A 15,145-nucleotide genomic window follows, 5' to 3' on the forward strand; every position below is an offset into this window, starting at 1 on the left:
ACAAGAAGGTGACCACGCCGGTCACCCTTCATGCTAAGGAGAAAATCATGTCCTACATCGATGGTTTCGTGATCGCCGTACCCAACGCCAACCGCGAACAGTTCATTGCGCACGCCCGTACCTTCGACGCCATTCTCGTGGAGTTCGGCGCGATCCGGGTGGTGGAGTGTTGGGGCGACGAGGTGCCCGACGGCAAGCTCACCGATTTCCGCCGTGCCGTGCAGGCGACGCAGGATGAATCTGTGGTGTTCTCCTGGGTGGAATGGCCCGACAAGGCCACTCGCGATGCCGGCATGGCGAAATTCATGCAAGACCCGCGCATGGAAGCCGCTGCTGACTGTCCTTTCGATGGCAAGCGAATGATCTTTGGCGGCTTCAAGCCGGTGGTTAGCCTGCCGGACTAGGGTGGCCTTGAGCTGCGCGCTTTCAAAGCAACGTCCGCTTCCAACCCGAGGCGGACATCACCCACGGGACGGTTTTGATGAGCACATGGAGACGCCGGGCGATTCAGTTCCTTCCGGAGTATCGGCAGGCCATTGAAGGTTCCGACACCCCTATGGTCTTGTGGATCGAGCTCGTCCTACGGTTCGAAGATGCGTTCGTAGCGAACGATCAACGGCTGCTAGGTCGTTTTCTGGAATATGCGGCGTGGTGCATGTCGGACGCCGCCGGTCGCCTACCCAGCCAATCATCGACGGCTGTTGCTTGTGCGTTCTACGAGCACTTGCCAACGCACAGGGAATATTGGCCGTACTTTCGTTCGTGGTTCTCGCCACAGCAGTTCACCGCGCTGATTCCGGTCTTTAGCTACCACCTGAGCGACGGGGATATGGCTGATCTGAAAAAATGCTACGCAAGCGCAAGCTAAAATTCGCAAGGTCCGCTTCTGACCCGAAGGGGACATCCCGGCGGCATGATGAGGTTTATGGATGAGCTACGAATACGTCGAGTAGGTGCTGGCCAACTAACCTGGCATCTGGCATCGGTCAAAGCAAAACAGCTCAGAACGGCATTGGGTTAGCCATCAAGCGCAACCCGGGCTTCGCTGTGAGCTTGCGCACCGAGCTCGACCATATGCTTGGTGACGATGCCTTCTCATGGAAGGGCGCACTAGCCGTACTTTGATGTGCCGAGGACGAGCTGGTCGCTAGGCAATACATCGGGAGCTTGCTGTGGCATGGCCTGTCTCGCTCCGGGCACCCAAGAGTGGCTTAGCTGGGTTGGCTCAAGCTATATCCGTTTTCGACGGCGACGTCAGTCGATCAACAGCTCGCCTGCCGCCGGCATCAATCACCACCTGGCCTCCCTCTTTGGCGAAAGGAGGGATGTGCAGCACAGCCACTGCTTTCAACCCTGCGCGGCGCCAATGGCACCCGTGGCCACCACGGGTCCGGTGGGTTGACCGGTTGGCGAGCCGCCCATGGGCTCCACGGATACGGCGAGGGCGGCTGTGGGGCCCAGCCTCGCCAGCAGGGCGCGGTCGAGCTTCAGCGTGGTGGGCGCATGGGTAGCGATCATGCCGACGGAGATGGGCTTTTGCCCGGAAGGCACCAGCCACAGCTGAGGTGCTTTCCCTTGGGCGAACGACGTTGGGACCACGGGCACGACGATGATGCGGGCCTGTTGGATATCCATTGCCGCCGTCCAACCCACATGGCCATCCGTCTGGGTGATGGAGGACGCCATGAACGGAACGGCTGGCGACGACGGCGCCATGCGCGGGCCCGTTGTGACAACAAGAAGCAACAGGCACGCTGCCGCCAGAGTACTGGCGCCCAGGCCGAGCCAATGCCAGAAGCGGAGATTCTCCCAGAGCCCGGAACGCATCGGCGCCACGCGTGCGCGCTCTTGCAGGTCAAATCGAAGCGCGTGCTGGATTCGTGCCCATACATGGTCGGGCGGTTCAATGGGCGGAATCTCTTCGCTCAAGGGTTGCAGTCTGCGATGCCAAAGATTCACGGCGGTAGCGGCCTCGTCGCTGGTTTGCACCTCTGATGCCACTTGGGCACGCGCATCGGCATCCAACACGCCCAGTACATACTCGGCATACCGAAGCTGTGAATGATCCTGGTCAAGTGGCGTATTCATGTGTCCAGGCACGTGCGAAGTTGCAGCAATCCACGGCGAATCCAGCTCTTCATCGTCCCCAGCGGCACATGACATCGTGCAGCCAGTTCGCTATAGGTGGCTCCCGCGAAGAATGCTTCGCGCACCGACTGACGCTGCCTGGGTTCCAGAGCCTGCAGGCACTCCCACAGACGCCGATGCTCCTGGGTCGCTTCGGCTTGAGTAGCGGGTCCCGGTTGTTCGTCGACAAGATCATCCAGGTCAGCTGACCGGGATGACGGATGCTCATGGCGTTGCCGCAAGCGGTCTATCGCCTTGTTACGGGCGAGTGCCATCAACCAGGTGATAGCACTCGCCCGCCCTGCGTCGAAGCTCTCGGCTCGACGCCACACGGTGGTATAGATTTCCTGGAGCACTTCTTCCGCCTCTCCATGATCGGCGAGCATGCGTAGGCAGACTCCAAACAACTTAGCGGCAGTGCGTCGATAGAGTTCGGCAAAAGCGCTCTGGTTGCCGATGGCAACTTGCACAAGCACTTCAGATAACTCGTCTCGTTCGTTGGCGAGAGGGCTCATGGATGTGCCTAAGTGCGCCGGCTTCCGGGGTTGGTCCGGTGAAACAAGTACCTGCTTCAGCATGGAACCTCGCAAGCCGGTTTGGCAAGTTGATTCCGGCACAAGGTCCGTGACGGAATTTCTGGCGTCTGATGACCAGGTGTCGCCGCACCGTTCGGTGCGGGCGGCGACATGGGAAGGCCCGTGCTTGCACGCGGCAATCAGGGCATCAGTACTTTGTCGACGACGTGAATCACGCCGTTGGACTGAATAACGTCGCCGATGGTGACGTGCGCTGTATTTCCTTTGGCATCCGCCACGGCCCAGCCGTCGCCATCCTTGCTGACGGTCAGCGTTTCGCCCTGTACCGTCTTGAGCTCAGCCTTGCCGCCGCCAGCGTCCACCTTCATCGACAGATCCTTCGCAGTCAGTCGCCCTGGCACGACGTGATAGGTAAGGATTTTGACCAAGCTCGCTTTGTTCTCAGGTTTGATCAATGTATCGACCGTGCCTGCCGGCAATGCCGCAAAGGCCTCGTTGGTCGGTGCAAAAACGGTAAACGGGCCGGGGCCGGACAAGGTATCTACCAGCCCCCCCGCCTTCACCGCTGCAACCAGCGTGGTGTGATCCTTGGAGTTCACGGCATTCTGGATGATGTTCTTGGTGGGATACATAGCAGCGCCGCCGACCATCACGGATGCGGGAGCATCCATGGCACCGGCGATGGCCAACGGTGAAAGCGAGGTGGCGCCCAGTACCAGGGCAACGCCAAACAGCACCGAACCCGCGCGTTGATTACTTTTCATGATCATCTCCGTAACTAGCGACTTCCGGCTGGAAGCACAGTTAGATACGAGCGTAGGCAAACAACGGATGCAGGCGTATGCAAAAAATATCGCTGATCGGGCCGTAGAGAGGGGCTGCGTGGCCCGGCCGCAGCCTCCATCTGCGAACAGGCTCTGCGTTAGGTCGAGAGCCTAGGGTTCCATGGAACCCTAGGCCTCCAGTATGGCAACTGTCCAAATCGCCGGGAGTATCGCCATGTCTGTGCAGCCAACAGGCGATCCGTTATTCCTATGGAACCGAGCGAAAATCGTCGATCAGAAGTTGCCGCTAAAGCTTCGGGAGCGGCTATTCAGCTAGTAGACGGCGTAATCGATTTCATGTTTGTTTTTAGTGCCTTGGCCTGGTATTTCCGGCGTTTTATTTCGCACGGAATTCATCTGCGCTAGTGCTACCTTTGGCCGATCGGCGCGCGTGTTGCCGATTTGAAAAGGGGATGGCGCATGTTGGGTTCATTGCAAAAATTTGTTTCGTGCCGCACCGCTCTGGCTGGGTTGCTCGCTGTGGGTTTGTCGGTTTCTGCGTTTGCCGCGCCGTCGTCGCAGGCAAATGGTTTGGGTCAATCGTGGCCGAATGCGCGCGATGTCAGCGCCAGCCCGAATTGGCATGTATACGTGTTTGAACGCGATGGTGTCCGCTACATCCAGGTCAATGATCTCAACGGTACGGTGCGCGGCGCTTTTGCCACGGCGAACGGTACCTATGTGGTCTTGCCGATCGGTGTCGACGCCGGGCATATCGGTACGCCACAGCGGCCACTGCCGACGCTGCGGTCAGCACCTAGCGAAATGGTTTATCGCGATAGCGCGGTGCAGCTTCAGCTGATCCCGCAGAGCAACGGCGACGTGGGCATGCGGGCTTTTGATTCGACCTGCAATGACCCGTTCAAGTGCGGCGGTATGCAAATGCAATAAAGGTCGGTTCTCTGCCGGCGGCTTATTCAGCCGTGAGCCGTAAGCTTGGGAGTGGCAGCGAGCGTCGTTGCCCGCTCCCCGGTGGCCGCGTCATGCAGCAACATGGTGACCCGAATGCCATCGGGTAGCGGCAGCATGTGCGGATCGCCGCCGTAGATGCGCGCATGATCGCGTATCGCATCCAGGCCCAGGCCGCTGGCTCCGAGGCGCGGCGCCAGCTGTTCGATATCGACGCTTTGGCTGGTGTTGTTGCCGCTGCCTTCGAGCCGGAGCACAGCCCAGCGGTGGCCGCGTGTCTCGCCGCCGCGCAAATACAGGCGCACGTGGGTAAACGAACGTTGGGTAAACAGATACACCATGGTTTCGCAGGCCAGCCGATACAGCGCCGTATGTACGTTTGACGATAGCTGGCTGAGGCCGCGTCCGCGCACTTCGCAGCGATAGCTCACGCCGGCCTCTTCCAGTGCCTGTGCCATCGCACCGTCGCGCAGGCCGGCGAGCAGGCCACGGTCGCGCCATGCGCGGGGATACAGGCCATCGGCGAGGCGGTGCACCTGGTGCTGGGTGATGGCGACTTGCCGATAGTAGCCATGCTCTTCGGCGGGAGGCAGCAGGTGGCGCAGGCGGTTCAGCAGGCGGCCGTGCATTTGCTGCATGGCGCCGCCAATCTGCTCCAGCGCAAACGCGGTTTGACGCATGCGCAGCTCACCAAGGTAAAGCCCTTGCTGGGCCAGATATAAGGCTTGCTTGCCGTCGATCTGGCCGCGCCGCTGTTGTTCGTTCTGTACGGTTATGCGCGCGCCCAGCATCAGCAGCGAGGTGACGGCGAAGGCCATGAATGCCTGTGGCTGCAGGGTCTCCTGGCTGGGGGTCATCGGCAGGGTCAGGCAGATGCAGACGCAGGCGGCGCTGCCAGCCAGGGCGGCGCCATACCAGCCGTGTTTAAGGGTCAGCCAGGCCACCGGCAGAAACATCGCGATCCGCGCGATCTGCTTGGTGTCGCCGGTGGCTTCGGCGCTTAGCCAGGTCAGCAGGGCCAGCGCCGGCAGCAACAGCATCAGGCTGTCGAGCAGTACGCGGTTGTCGGCCAGGTGAGAAAGCACCGTGCGCAGCGATCCGGCACGCAGCTCGAAGGTCACCATCAACACCAGCGGCACCACCGTGAGGATGCCCAGATAGTTGCCGAAGAAGAAGCCCACCGCGTGCAGCGGCATCACCTGGAAAGGCGGCTGGCCCGGCGGCAGCTGGGCGGTAGTGAGGATGCCGAAGCCGGCCACTGCACAGATCAATGAAACCAGCAGCATGCAAACCAGCAGCATGCCGACGTTGACCAGCCTTTGGGTGGGAAACATCAGCAGGCGCTTGCGAAACCACCATGCCACCGGCATGGCCAACAGCATGGCCGGGATCGCTTGCAGCAAAACCCAGGTCAGGCCGAAATTATCGATGCATTGATAGCTTAAATACGCTCGCGGCAAGAACTCGCCCAGGACCAGGGCGGGCCAATAGCGATAGGGCAACAGCAGCAGGCAGCTAAGGCGTAGCCCGGCGTAAAGCATCCACTGCACATCTGAGATATGGCGCAGAAATGAGTAACTCACGGCATAGGCTATGACTATGACGACATGCCATAGCCAAACACGCTCCCCCTTTGCCTTTTGCATAATCCCCATTTCCCCTTAAGGCTTGGACGTTATATTCCGCGGACATGCCGCCGCAGACATCCATGAATCGGACCTTTCGAGGGTGAACTTGCTTGCTAATCAACCCTCTGCGCTGGGCTTTCGGCTCCCCCTAGGCCCGGCGCGGCTGCGGGCATGATAGGGCCGATGAAGGCTACTAAGCGTGAAGACCGTCGTAGATGTTGGGCTGATGGCGGCGTGTACGGGCATGCGTCAGTGCGGATTTCCCGCCAACTTGCAGGCGCGGGCGAGGCCATGCTTTTCATTCGGTGCCGTACGCGCAACCATGCCGGTCTTGCCCCAAGTGATTACGTATGAACCCCTCCGACGATCCTTTTGAAAGCGAGTATGAGCACGGCCTGGATGAGGGCGCTGGCGACGGTGATTCGGTCGAGGCGCTGGTGTGGCAGTTGCTGTTGTTGATCAACCCGGGCGATGACGAAACGGCATTACAGCAGTTTGCCGCTTACCGCGAGGCGGTAGCCCATGCCGATGAGGACGAGATCGAGCCGGTCCAGGTGATCGGTCAGGTGATCGACTGGCGCTCGGGCTTCTATGTGGACTGGAAAGACACGCCGTCGCTGGTGCAGGCGCTGGACGAGCTGTCGGCGCGCTGGAATCTTTCGATCGACTGGAGCGGCGACCCAGACGATGACGGCTTTTTTGAGAGTCACGATGCGGTTTCGCTGCTGGCTATCGCCTACGACTGCCTCGCTGCGTTTGGTTACACGCTGTGGTTATGGGAAACCGGCGGCGATAGTTATGCCGGCTGGATGACCTTGAAACGCGATGGCGAGACACTACGCGAGCTCGCCATCGACCTGGGAATTCACCTGCGGCTAGGCAGTGACGCGGAGTAGGGGCGAGGCGTGTTTTCTTAGCTTCCATGTGCGAGAAAGCTGTTGGCGTGACGGCACCCGATGAGGACACCATGAAATTTCTAGTGATGATTTACACCGATGAAAGCCTGTTGAATGCGCTGCCACCCGGTGAGTTCGACCGCATGATGCGTGGTTGTTTTGCCCACACCGATGAGCTTAGCGCCAAAGGTTGTGTGCTTGATTCGCAGCAGCTCGAGGCACCGTCGACGGCCAAGTCGATCCGGGTCCGCAATGACCGCGTGACCATCGTCGATGGCCCGTTTGCCGAAGCCAAGGAATGCCTGGGCGGGTTCAATCTGATCGAAGCGGAAAATATGGACGAGGCGGTACGCATCGCCGCGGAATTTCCGTGGACACGCACCGGCTGCATCGAGATTCGGCCGGTACGCGACCTGATGGACGTGCGGCGCCGAGTCGGCGCGCTGTAGTGATGAGCTCCCTCTGCGCGAGGCCGCGCAGAGGGAGCTTACGCTCAGGGTTTGACGATTTCCGATTCCACCACCATGTCCAGCACGTAGGCGGTGTTGGGCGCATCGGCTGGCGGATTCTTGATATGGAAGCGCTTCAGGCGCAGCACGTTTCGCACGCCCGCTTGGTGGGTGTAGCCCTCGATATCTTGATATAGCGGCTGCCAGTCGCCGGGCTTGCCTGCTTCCAGCCCTTTGTCGTCGTAATGCCGTTCACGCACTTGCAGGCACTGCATGTTGGGAATCAGTGGATGGCTGCATGGCTTGGTTTGCGCCGCCACCTCCATGAATACCGTACTGCCTTCGCCGCCGTAACGGGTTTCGGCGGTGGGCTTGCCGCTGAACTGCAAACTGTCGCCACTGTCGGTGACCAGGCTGAGCTGCGGCGCCTCACCGCTGGTTTGTAGGGTCACCTGCGGATGAGCTTGCAGGCGTTCGCCGATAGCGGCATCCATCGCCATCAGGGCCGGGTTGGAACAGGCCATCATGGTTTGCGCCAACGCGGAGGTTTCCAGTCGGCCGTCTTTGATCCGGTAGCTGCCGCCCATGCCGTTGCAGCCCTTGCTGACGCTGATCCGGTCCTGGGTGAAGTTCAGTTGCGGCGAGTTGTCGTCGCCAACGAACAGCGCATCGATGCGTTTGCCATCGCGGCTGTTGGCCTGTTGCAGCTGCCAATGGAACTGGCTCAAGGAAAGCGGCAGGGCCGGGCTGGCGGCGGTTGCTGCCGTCGCTGCGGCCGCGGGGCCGGTAGTCGCTGGCGCGGTGGCTGTGTGGGCAGGTGTGCTGGTGTCCGTGCTTGGCGGCGGTGCCGGCGAGCAAGCGGCAAGCGCAAGCGGTAGCAGCAGTGAGCGGTATTTCATGGCGAGATCTCCCTGATCCTCTGGTGGATGCTTGCGATGGTGAGCGCAAAGCTTGGCTTTCGCCGTCGATCGGCAGCCAAGCTAATGCATCAAGCTGCACTGTGTCGTGAATGCGTGCTGGTGCCTGTACCGCGGATTACCTGCCGGCGTTTTCCTGGTTGTTATCCAATAGCGGTAGCACCTCGTGGAAAACCGTGTAGTCGATATAGCTGTTGCCGTCTTCGCGATCATGCACAAGATCGATATAGCGGTGATTCCAGCGTAATTGGTCGTGCGTCCATTGATGCCGGGCAAGCATCGGCTGCGAGGTGGTTTCATCGATGCCTTCGATGGTCAGCATGATTAACGCTTCGGTGCTTTCAAGCGACTCGGGCGTGGCGCCGTACAGCGGACTGCTTTCATCGATGACATGCATCAGGCTCCAGCTCAGGATGAATACCGGGTGCCGGTCGCGCATCAATTTCAGATCGTAGATCTTGCGCAGTTTGAAGCCCTCTGGGGTGGCTTCGCGGATCAGCAGGTGCAACGAAGCGGAGGCCTCGGCGATGACGTTTTGCCGCGCGTTTGCCGCGCGTATCATCAAGGTCGGCTGGCCGTTAAGCGTGCGCACAATGGGATGCTTGGCGAACATCATCTTGGCGCGCGGGCGCGAGAACCGCGAGAAGATCAGCCCGGTAACCAGGGCGATACAGCCCATGCCGGTGAAGATTTCCAGGGTGGCGACGAGATGGGCGTAAATGGTTTGCGGGTGCATGTCGCCGTAGCCGACCGTGGCCAGGGTTTCCACGCTGAAAAAGAAGGCGCCGCCGAAGCCGAGCGGATACTGATTGGCAATCGCATGGTCGCCGAGTTGGTACAGCGTGGCGAAGAAGGTATTGAGCAGCAGAAAGCCCAGCCCGGCGAGACCGAAAAAGGCCGGCCAGTGAATGGTCAGGGTGTAGTGATAAATATCGTCCCAGACCCGGCGGGTAAGCCCCAGGCTGATGAACTGGTTGCCGCCGAGCATCAAGGTGCGCGGCCGGCGCCTGAAGGGGTTGAATCGTTTCGCCGAGGCGGGCGGGGTCTGCTTGGTATGCATGGCAGGGAACTCGGATTCAAGCGTGTGAAAGATCGCGCCATGTGAGGAACATGCGCAGGTCAAATTCCAGTTGGTGATAACCCGGCTGCATGTGCTCGCACAGTTGATAAAAGGCTTTGTTGTGCTCGGTTTCTTTCAGATGGGCCAGCTCGTGCACCACGATCATGCGCAGAAATTCCGGTGCGGCTTCGCGAAATACCGAGGCAATGCGGATTTCTTTCTTGGCCTTCAGCTTGCCGCCGTGCGAGCGCGAGATGGCGGTGTGCAGGCCCAGCGCACGCTGGATCACGTCGAGCTTGCTGTCGTACATGACCTTGTCGATACCCGGCGCGTTGCGCAAATACTCTTGCTTCAAGGTGTTGGTATAAACGTACAACGCTTTGTCATTCTGAACTTCATGGCGCCCGGGATAACGGCGTTGCAGGTAGTCGTCCAGTTGATCCTCGGCGATCAGCTGCCGCACTTTTTCCTGCAACGCGGGCGGATAACCGCCGAGGTACTTGAGCGGGGTCATGGGTACCGCGTCAGCTCTCGCCGGCCGGCGCGTCGTCGGCAAAGCCGGTGTAGCCCTCGGGAAAGACCGGGGTACCGTCTTCTTCGAGCTCCAGCACAGCGGCCAAGGCGGCTGCTGCGGCGGCTTCGGCAAGATCTTTCTGGCGGAAACTGCGGTTTTCGCACACGGCAAAATAGCTGGGAAAGCCGTTTTTATGCCGTGGCGTCACGGCGATATATGCCCCGAAGCGCGAACCCTCGGCAGTAGCGCCGGAGCGGGCCAGATAGTGTTCAAACTCGCGCTCGGCCATGGTTGCCTATCCTGAAATGAAGGGCGCTAGTGTAACGTGCGCCGCCGTGCCGCTCATGGCCGGCTATGCGACCATGCACCCACGATGACGCCCAAATCCTTCCATTCTGCGAGCGCTACGCCACGGGTGGTGCTGGACACCAATGTCTGCCTCGACCTGTTTGTGTTTCGTGACGCCGAGTGCGTGACCTTGCTCGAGGTGTTGCAGGCCGGGGCGGTCGAGGCGGTGACCGACGAGGCCTGCCGCGAGGAATGGTGGCGGGTGCTGGATTACCCGAAACTGGCCCTGGATGAGGCCCGGCGTTCGCAGGCGCGCTTGGCTTTCGATGCCTGCGTGCGCTGTATCTCGGCAGACGACGTGGGCCCGCCGGCCAAGGTGCAGCTGCCACGCTGTGCCGACCCGGACGATCAGAAATTCTTGGAGCTGGCGCTGGCCAGCCAGGCGCACTGGCTGGTCAGCAAAGACAACGAAGTGCTCAAGCTGGGGCCGCGAGTGGCGCGCGCCGGCTGGTTTACCATCGTGACGCCGCGCGGCTGGCGCGCGCTGTGGCGCCGCGATGATGGCGCTGCGCCAGCGAAAATCCAGCGTTTTTGAGCATCGCCATGGCGCGATACTGTGGGGCCCGGGATCCACGCCGCCGTTGGGCCCTCAGCTGCTGCCCCTGAGCCGCCGAACCGCGCATGAAACAGGCCGATGACCATGCAAATGCCACAGACCATCCATTGCCCCTATTGCGGCGAAGCGATTTACATCCTGGTCGATACCTCGATCGAGCATCAAAGCTATATCGAGGATTGTCATGTGTGCTGCCAGCCGATCACCTTGACGGTGGATGCGGACGAGTATGGCGAATGGCAGATTGGCGTGCAGTCTGAGGATGATGTCTAGACAAAGTCTCGCTGCACGCGGCCTTGTCGATGCAAACCTAGCGAGCTACGGCACTAAGCGCGGCTGGGCGGGTTTCAAACCAGCTGCTCGAATCCAGCACGGTGACCTCGAGCCGGTCCAGGCGGGTACGCGTGGTGACGTCGGAGTCAGGCGATACCGGGCGGGTCAGATCCCATAGCAGCCGGGTTTGAAAGCCCAGCTCGACCGCGTCCTGCGCGGTCCACAGCACGCAGATCTCGCGCGCCAGGCCGCAGATATACACCTCGACAATGTCACGTTCGCGCAGCCAGCCGGCGAGGCCGGTGCTGGGGCGGTTGCCGTGGGGGCCATGGTTTTCGCGAAACGCGCTGTAGGAATCCACCCGTGGGTCGCTGCCCTTGCGGATCACCGCGTTGAGCGAGGACCAATCGATGCCCGGATGCAGCGCCGCGCCGGGCGTGCCCTGCACGCAATGGGCTGGCCACAGGGTTTGTGCGTGACCGTACAGGGGAATCCGCTCGAACGGATGTTTACCGGCATGGGTGGTGGCGAAGGAGACATGCCCACGTGGATGCCAGTCCTGGGTTGCCACGACATGCCGGAACAAGCCCGACTTCAGCAGATGATGGATGCCCGGCACAATGGCATCGCCTTCATGACAGGCCAGCGCACCGCCGGGCATGAAATCCGGTTGCACATCGACAAGGATCAGGGCGGCGTGATCGCTGATGGAGGGGGTCATGGTCGCGGGCTGGTCAGGAGTGATTTGGCTTCCGTGAGTCTAAGGCCAGTATTGCTCCGCAGAGTGTGATGCGGTGGGCTCACGATATGTGCGCGATACCGCGGATTCAGCTACGCGCAAGCTATCGGGCAAGGCAGGCATAATGTGCAGCGATACTGGATCGTTCTAAGGATAAGTGCTCAATGCATTACGACCAATCGTGGATGGGTTATGGGATGGTCGGCGGACTGCAGGCCGGGGCTATCGCCGCTGTGGTGGGCTTGTTGTTGTTCGGTGTACTTCGCTGGTTTGGCGAACGGAACGAGTGGGGCAACGGCAGGCAGCTGGCCTGGACGTACTTAATTACGCTGGCGCTGACTGCCAGCGGCGATCTGTGGGACCTGGTGTATTTCAGCTATGGTCAATTGCAGTCGCTACAACTGTTGAAGGTCAAACTGGCCGGCGTGCATGATCCCGATGGCATCGGCGCGCGGGTGATGTGCGAATTCATCGGCGGGGTCGTTGGTGTGTATGTGGGTTGGGTCTTGTTCGCCCGGCTGGGGCTGATTCGTTCACGCACGCCGACGGATAGGCCGAAGATCGACCCATGACGACGGCGGATGTCCAAGCGGGCCGTGGTATGCGATTGACGCTGAATATCGTGCAAGTCGTCTGCTTTACTTTTTTTGCCTACTTGGTGGTCGGCCTGCAGCTGGCGGTACTGCCGCCCTTTGTACACAACGATCTTGGCTTCGGCGCGGTGCTGGCGGGGTTGGCCATCAGCACGCAATACATCGCCACCTTGCTGACCCGTGGTTTTGCCGGGCGCACCACCGATGTCGCCGGGCCTAAGCGGGCTGCGCTGATCGGCATGACGGCGTGCGGCATCAGCGGCGTGATGATGATCGCCGCCGCACTGGCTCATCAGATACCGTCGCTGTCGCTGGGCCTGATGCTGGTGGGCCGGTTGGCGCTGGGTTTCGGCGAGAGCTGCGTTGGTACCGGCTGCATCATGTGGGGTATTGGCCGGGTCGGCGCAACGCACACCGCCAAAGTGATTTCATGGAATGGCATCGCCACGTATGGCGCCCTGGCGCTGGGCGCGCCGCTGGGCGTGTGGCTGGTGAATATCGGTGGTTTTATCGCGATTGGCATCGCCGGTGCGCTGCTGATGCTGGCGGCGTTGTTGCTGGGCAGCTTGCAGCAAGGCGTGCAGGTACAGGCGGGCGAGCGCTTGCCGATGCGCCATGTGTTTGGCCGAGTGATGCCGTACGGCATCGGCCTGGCGATGGGCTCGATCGGCTTCGGCGTGATCGCCACCTTTATTACCTTGTATTACGCCAGCGTGGGCTGGAGCCATGCCGCCCCGACCTTAAGCGTTTTCGGCGTGTGCTTTGTCAGCGTGCGCCTGCTGTTCGGCAGCACGATCTCGCGCTTTGGCGGCTATCGCGTCGCGCTGGTTTCGCTGCTGGTCGAATGCTGCGGACTGATCGTACTGTCCAGCGCCGCGCATGCCGGCACGGCGATGTTTGGCGCGGCGCTTACCGGCATCGGTTTTTCACTGATTTTCCCCGCCCTGGGTGTCGAGGCCGTCAATCGGGTAAGCATCAGCAACCGTGGTGCGGCACTGTCGGCCTATTCGGTGTTTGTCGATGTCGCGCTCGGCGTGACCGGCCCGCTCGGTGGCCTGATTGCCGCATCCGGCAACTACGCCCCGATGTTCGCCATCGCCTCGTGTTTATCGCTGGCATCGGCCATGCTGACCGGCCTGCTGTATTTCAAGCACGGCAAGCCGACACTGGCTTGATGCTTTTGATCGAGGTTGGGTCTTCGCGCACCAGCGCTAGGCCTGGGGTTTTCATACATCCCCCGAGCACGGCGACCCCGAGAAAAAATAAAGTGAGCAATGTTGTACGGCTGAAGCCGTAGCTACCTACGCTTCCCCGTTCCCCGTTCCCCGTTCCCCGTTCCCCGTTCCCCGTTCCCCGTTCCCCGCCCGCAATCAAAGCACCGGATCGAACAGCCGCGCCACATGCATGGCCAGCCGGGTCAAATACGGTGCCTTGCGATAACTGTCTTCGTTCAACTCGTAGGCCTGGGCGAAGTCGTGTTCAAGCATCGCCTCTACCTCGCTGGCGAAAGCCTGATCGACATTGAGCGCGGTGATTTCGAAGTTAAGGCGGAACGAGCGACTGTCGAGATTCATGCTGCCGATGGCAGCAGTGTCATCATCGATCAACAAGACCTTTTGATGCACAAAGCCGGGCCGGTAACGAAACATGCCGACCGCTTCATGCGCATACAGGCCGGAGGCAAGAAACACGGTGCGGTGATCCGGGCGCGAGGGAATCAGCACGCGCACGTCCACGCCGCGAAATACCGCCAACCGCAGTGCGGACATCACCGCCTGATCGGGCACAAAATAGGGTGTGGTCAGCCACAGCCGTCGTTGCGCGGCGTGAATGGCGCCGACAAAAAACAACGAGCAGCTTTCCTGCGCATCGGCGGGGCCGGTGGCGACAATCATGGTGCTGGCGTTGCCGTCGCTGATGCGCGGCAGCAGTAGTGGCGGCAGGGCGCCGGTGACCCAGTGCCAGTCCTCGGCAAAGCTGCGCTGCAGATCGGTAACGGCCAGGCCTTGCAACTCCATATGCGTATCGCGCCAGGGCGCCAGCGGTGGTTTCAGGCCGAGGTATTCATCGCCGACATTGAGCCCGCCGACAAAGCCGCGGCAGCCATCGATGACGACGACCTTGCGGTGATTGCGAAAATTCAGCTGAAAGCGATTGCTGCGGCGCTGGGTGGCAAACGGATGAATCGCCACGCCGCCTGCCTGCAAGGTTTCCACATAGTGTTTGGGCAAGGCGTGGCTGCCAATGCCGTCATATAAGACACAGACCGCAACGCCCGCGGCGGCACGTTCCAGCAAGGCCTGTTGCATGCGGCGGCCGAGTTGGTCGTCGTGGAAAATGAAAAACTGCATCAACACGCACTGCTTGGCTTCGGCGATGGCCGCGAAAATGGCCTCGAAAGTGGCATCGCCATCGATCAGCAAGCGCAGTCGCTGGCCATGATGAAAGCGCGCGTCCGCCATGGTGGCGATCGAGGCATAACGCGCGAGTGCCGGGGGGAGTGGATCGTTGCTGGCAATTTCCGCGGCGATGATCGTGCGCAGTTGCCGGCGCTTGGTCTGATGCAGGTCGACATAGCCGTGAAAACGGCTGCGGCCCAGAAACAAATACGGCAGCAGGGTGAAGTAGGGCAAAAGCAACAGGCCCAGCGCCCAGGCAAACGCACCCTGCGGGGTACGCGTATTCATGACCGCATGCGTCGCCGCCAGCACGCCAACGATGTGAAACAACAGCGCAACGATGCCAATCATGCTGAGCAGCATGGGGTACTCCAAGC

Annotated in this window: 19 protein-coding genes; 9 read left to right on the top strand and 10 right to left on the bottom strand. The window is 60.9% G+C overall.

The features are described 5' to 3' along the window. Positions 1-47 precede the first annotated feature (47 nt). Both OUZ52_RS03480 and OUZ52_RS03485 read left to right on the top strand, forming a co-directional pair. Complete coding sequence (locus OUZ52_RS03480) at positions 48-404, top strand: DUF1428 domain-containing protein (RefSeq protein WP_266156915.1); 357 nt, start codon at positions 48-50, stop codon at positions 402-404. Between the two features lie 77 nt (positions 405-481). Next, positions 482-868 carry a hypothetical protein gene (locus OUZ52_RS03485; RefSeq protein WP_266156916.1) on the top strand — a complete coding sequence of 129 codons (387 nt, stop codon included), beginning with the start codon at positions 482-484 and terminating at the stop codon, positions 866-868. 479 nt (positions 869-1,347) lie between these two features. Here OUZ52_RS03485 and OUZ52_RS03490 read toward each other — a convergent pair whose 3' ends face one another. The 3 genes from OUZ52_RS03490 to OUZ52_RS03500 all read right to left on the bottom strand — a co-directional run bounded on the left by OUZ52_RS03490 (position 1,348) and on the right by OUZ52_RS03500 (position 3,427). After that, the gene (locus tag OUZ52_RS03490) at positions 1,348-2,088 is read right to left on the bottom strand and encodes an anti-sigma factor (RefSeq protein ID WP_266156917.1); all 741 of its coding nucleotides are present in this window, start codon (positions 2,086-2,088) and stop codon (positions 1,348-1,350) included. Continuing rightward, positions 2,085-2,642 carry a sigma-70 family RNA polymerase sigma factor gene (locus OUZ52_RS03495; RefSeq protein ID WP_266156918.1) on the bottom strand — a complete coding sequence of 186 codons (558 nt, stop codon included), beginning with the start codon at positions 2,640-2,642 and terminating at the stop codon, positions 2,085-2,087. Before OUZ52_RS03495 ends, OUZ52_RS03490 begins: the two co-directional genes overlap by 4 nt. Positions 2,643-2,842: 200 nt before the next feature. Continuing rightward, a complete protein-coding gene (locus tag OUZ52_RS03500; RefSeq protein ID WP_266156919.1) occupies positions 2,843-3,427 on the bottom strand; it encodes a fasciclin domain-containing protein in 585 nt (194 codons plus the stop codon). A 480-nt stretch (positions 3,428-3,907) separates the two neighbouring features. Between OUZ52_RS03500 and OUZ52_RS03505 the strand changes: the two genes are divergently transcribed. Beyond that, entirely contained in the window at positions 3,908-4,378 is a 471-nt protein-coding gene (locus tag OUZ52_RS03505) for a hypothetical protein (RefSeq protein ID WP_266156920.1), read from the top strand. Between the two features lie 26 nt (positions 4,379-4,404). On the opposite strand, the gene OUZ52_RS03510 is transcribed toward OUZ52_RS03505, so the two are convergent. Continuing rightward, positions 4,405-6,051: an MASE1 domain-containing protein gene (locus OUZ52_RS03510; protein ID WP_323135310.1), complete on the bottom strand. Its 1,647-nt coding sequence runs from the start codon at positions 6,049-6,051 to the stop codon at positions 4,405-4,407. A 323-nt stretch (positions 6,052-6,374) separates the two neighbouring features. On the opposite strand from OUZ52_RS03510, the gene OUZ52_RS03515 reads away from it, so the two are divergent. Continuing rightward, a complete protein-coding gene (locus OUZ52_RS03515) occupies positions 6,375-6,920 on the top strand; it encodes a DUF6630 family protein (protein WP_266156922.1) in 546 nt (181 codons plus the stop codon). Between the two features lie 71 nt (positions 6,921-6,991). Further along, positions 6,992-7,369 carry a YciI family protein gene (locus OUZ52_RS03520; RefSeq protein ID WP_266156923.1) on the top strand — a complete coding sequence of 126 codons (378 nt, stop codon included), beginning with the start codon at positions 6,992-6,994 and terminating at the stop codon, positions 7,367-7,369. 44 nt (positions 7,370-7,413) lie between these two features. Here OUZ52_RS03520 and OUZ52_RS03525 read toward each other — a convergent pair whose 3' ends face one another. From OUZ52_RS03525 to OUZ52_RS03540, 4 genes are all read right to left on the bottom strand, one after another. Beyond that, positions 7,414-8,268 carry an META and DUF4377 domain-containing protein gene (locus OUZ52_RS03525; RefSeq protein ID WP_266156924.1) on the bottom strand — a complete coding sequence of 285 codons (855 nt, stop codon included), beginning with the start codon at positions 8,266-8,268 and terminating at the stop codon, positions 7,414-7,416. 136 nt (positions 8,269-8,404) lie between these two features. Then, entirely contained in the window at positions 8,405-9,346 is a 942-nt protein-coding gene (locus OUZ52_RS03530) for an ion channel (protein ID WP_266156925.1), read from the bottom strand. Between the two features lie 16 nt (positions 9,347-9,362). After that, entirely contained in the window at positions 9,363-9,860 is a 498-nt protein-coding gene (locus tag OUZ52_RS03535) for a M48 metallopeptidase family protein (protein ID WP_266156926.1), read from the bottom strand. A gap of 10 nt (positions 9,861-9,870) precedes the next feature. Further along, positions 9,871-10,149 (bottom strand): hypothetical protein, encoded by a 279-nt coding sequence (locus tag OUZ52_RS03540; protein ID WP_266156927.1) that lies wholly within the window; start codon positions 10,147-10,149, stop codon positions 9,871-9,873. Between the two features lie 84 nt (positions 10,150-10,233). Between OUZ52_RS03540 and OUZ52_RS03545 the strand changes: the two genes are divergently transcribed. Both OUZ52_RS03545 and OUZ52_RS03550 read left to right on the top strand, forming a co-directional pair. Then, positions 10,234-10,743 (top strand): putative toxin-antitoxin system toxin component, PIN family, encoded by a 510-nt coding sequence (locus tag OUZ52_RS03545; RefSeq protein ID WP_266156928.1) that lies wholly within the window; start codon positions 10,234-10,236, stop codon positions 10,741-10,743. Positions 10,744-10,842: 99 nt separating this feature from the next. Then, on the top strand, positions 10,843-11,037 hold the full coding sequence (locus OUZ52_RS03550) for a CPXCG motif-containing cysteine-rich protein (RefSeq protein ID WP_425493775.1): 195 nt from the start codon (positions 10,843-10,845) through the stop codon (positions 11,035-11,037). 37 nt (positions 11,038-11,074) lie between these two features. On the opposite strand, the gene pncA is transcribed toward OUZ52_RS03550, so the two are convergent. Next, a complete protein-coding gene (gene pncA, locus OUZ52_RS03555; protein ID WP_266156929.1) occupies positions 11,075-11,758 on the bottom strand; it encodes a bifunctional nicotinamidase/pyrazinamidase in 684 nt (227 codons plus the stop codon). A 182-nt stretch (positions 11,759-11,940) separates the two neighbouring features. Between pncA and OUZ52_RS03560 the strand changes: the two genes are divergently transcribed. Both OUZ52_RS03560 and OUZ52_RS03565 read left to right on the top strand, forming a co-directional pair. Continuing rightward, positions 11,941-12,348 carry a hypothetical protein gene (locus OUZ52_RS03560; RefSeq protein ID WP_266156930.1) on the top strand — a complete coding sequence of 136 codons (408 nt, stop codon included), beginning with the start codon at positions 11,941-11,943 and terminating at the stop codon, positions 12,346-12,348. Continuing rightward, positions 12,345-13,544 carry an MFS transporter gene (locus tag OUZ52_RS03565; RefSeq protein ID WP_266156931.1) on the top strand — a complete coding sequence of 400 codons (1,200 nt, stop codon included), beginning with the start codon at positions 12,345-12,347 and terminating at the stop codon, positions 13,542-13,544. The genes OUZ52_RS03560 and OUZ52_RS03565 overlap by 4 nt, the downstream gene beginning before the upstream one ends. 195 nt (positions 13,545-13,739) lie before the next feature. Here the strand turns inward: OUZ52_RS03565 and cls are convergent, their stop codons facing one another. Next, a complete protein-coding gene (cls, locus tag OUZ52_RS03570) occupies positions 13,740-15,131 on the bottom strand; it encodes a cardiolipin synthase (RefSeq protein WP_266156932.1) in 1,392 nt (463 codons plus the stop codon). Positions 15,132-15,145: the final 14 nt, after the last annotated feature.

The sequence above is a fragment of the Dyella silvatica genome, assembly GCF_026283955.1.
Classification (GTDB): Bacteria; Pseudomonadota; Gammaproteobacteria; order Xanthomonadales; family Rhodanobacteraceae; genus Dyella_C; species Dyella_C silvatica.

Coding starts and splice junctions, on each gene's coding strand:
- OUZ52_RS03480 (WP_266156915.1), top strand. CDS start 48: ATGTCCTACATCGATGGTTTCGTGATCGCCGTACCCAACGCCAACCGC.
- OUZ52_RS03485 (WP_266156916.1), top strand. CDS start 482: ATGAGCACATGGAGACGCCGGGCGATTCAGTTCCTTCCGGAGTATCGG.
- OUZ52_RS03490 (WP_266156917.1), bottom strand. CDS start 2,088: ATGAATACGCCACTTGACCAGGATCATTCACAGCTTCGGTATGCCGAG.
- OUZ52_RS03495 (WP_266156918.1), bottom strand. CDS start 2,642: ATGAGCCCTCTCGCCAACGAACGAGACGAGTTATCTGAAGTGCTTGTG.
- OUZ52_RS03500 (WP_266156919.1), bottom strand. CDS start 3,427: ATGAAAAGTAATCAACGCGCGGGTTCGGTGCTGTTTGGCGTTGCCCTG.
- OUZ52_RS03505 (WP_266156920.1), top strand. CDS start 3,908: ATGTTGGGTTCATTGCAAAAATTTGTTTCGTGCCGCACCGCTCTGGCT.
- OUZ52_RS03510 (WP_323135310.1), bottom strand. CDS start 6,051: ATGGGGATTATGCAAAAGGCAAAGGGGGAGCGTGTTTGGCTATGGCAT.
- OUZ52_RS03515 (WP_266156922.1), top strand. CDS start 6,375: ATGAACCCCTCCGACGATCCTTTTGAAAGCGAGTATGAGCACGGCCTG.
- OUZ52_RS03520 (WP_266156923.1), top strand. CDS start 6,992: ATGAAATTTCTAGTGATGATTTACACCGATGAAAGCCTGTTGAATGCG.
- OUZ52_RS03525 (WP_266156924.1), bottom strand. CDS start 8,268: ATGAAATACCGCTCACTGCTGCTACCGCTTGCGCTTGCCGCTTGCTCG.
- OUZ52_RS03530 (WP_266156925.1), bottom strand. CDS start 9,346: ATGCATACCAAGCAGACCCCGCCCGCCTCGGCGAAACGATTCAACCCC.
- OUZ52_RS03535 (WP_266156926.1), bottom strand. CDS start 9,860: ATGACCCCGCTCAAGTACCTCGGCGGTTATCCGCCCGCGTTGCAGGAA.
- OUZ52_RS03540 (WP_266156927.1), bottom strand. CDS start 10,149: ATGGCCGAGCGCGAGTTTGAACACTATCTGGCCCGCTCCGGCGCTACT.
- OUZ52_RS03545 (WP_266156928.1), top strand. CDS start 10,234: ATGACGCCCAAATCCTTCCATTCTGCGAGCGCTACGCCACGGGTGGTG.
- OUZ52_RS03550 (WP_425493775.1), top strand. CDS start 10,843: ATGACCATGCAAATGCCACAGACCATCCATTGCCCCTATTGCGGCGAA.
- pncA (WP_266156929.1), bottom strand. CDS start 11,758: ATGACCCCCTCCATCAGCGATCACGCCGCCCTGATCCTTGTCGATGTG.
- OUZ52_RS03560 (WP_266156930.1), top strand. CDS start 11,941: ATGCATTACGACCAATCGTGGATGGGTTATGGGATGGTCGGCGGACTG.
- OUZ52_RS03565 (WP_266156931.1), top strand. CDS start 12,345: ATGACGACGGCGGATGTCCAAGCGGGCCGTGGTATGCGATTGACGCTG.
- cls (WP_266156932.1), bottom strand. CDS start 15,131: ATGCTGCTCAGCATGATTGGCATCGTTGCGCTGTTGTTTCACATCGTT.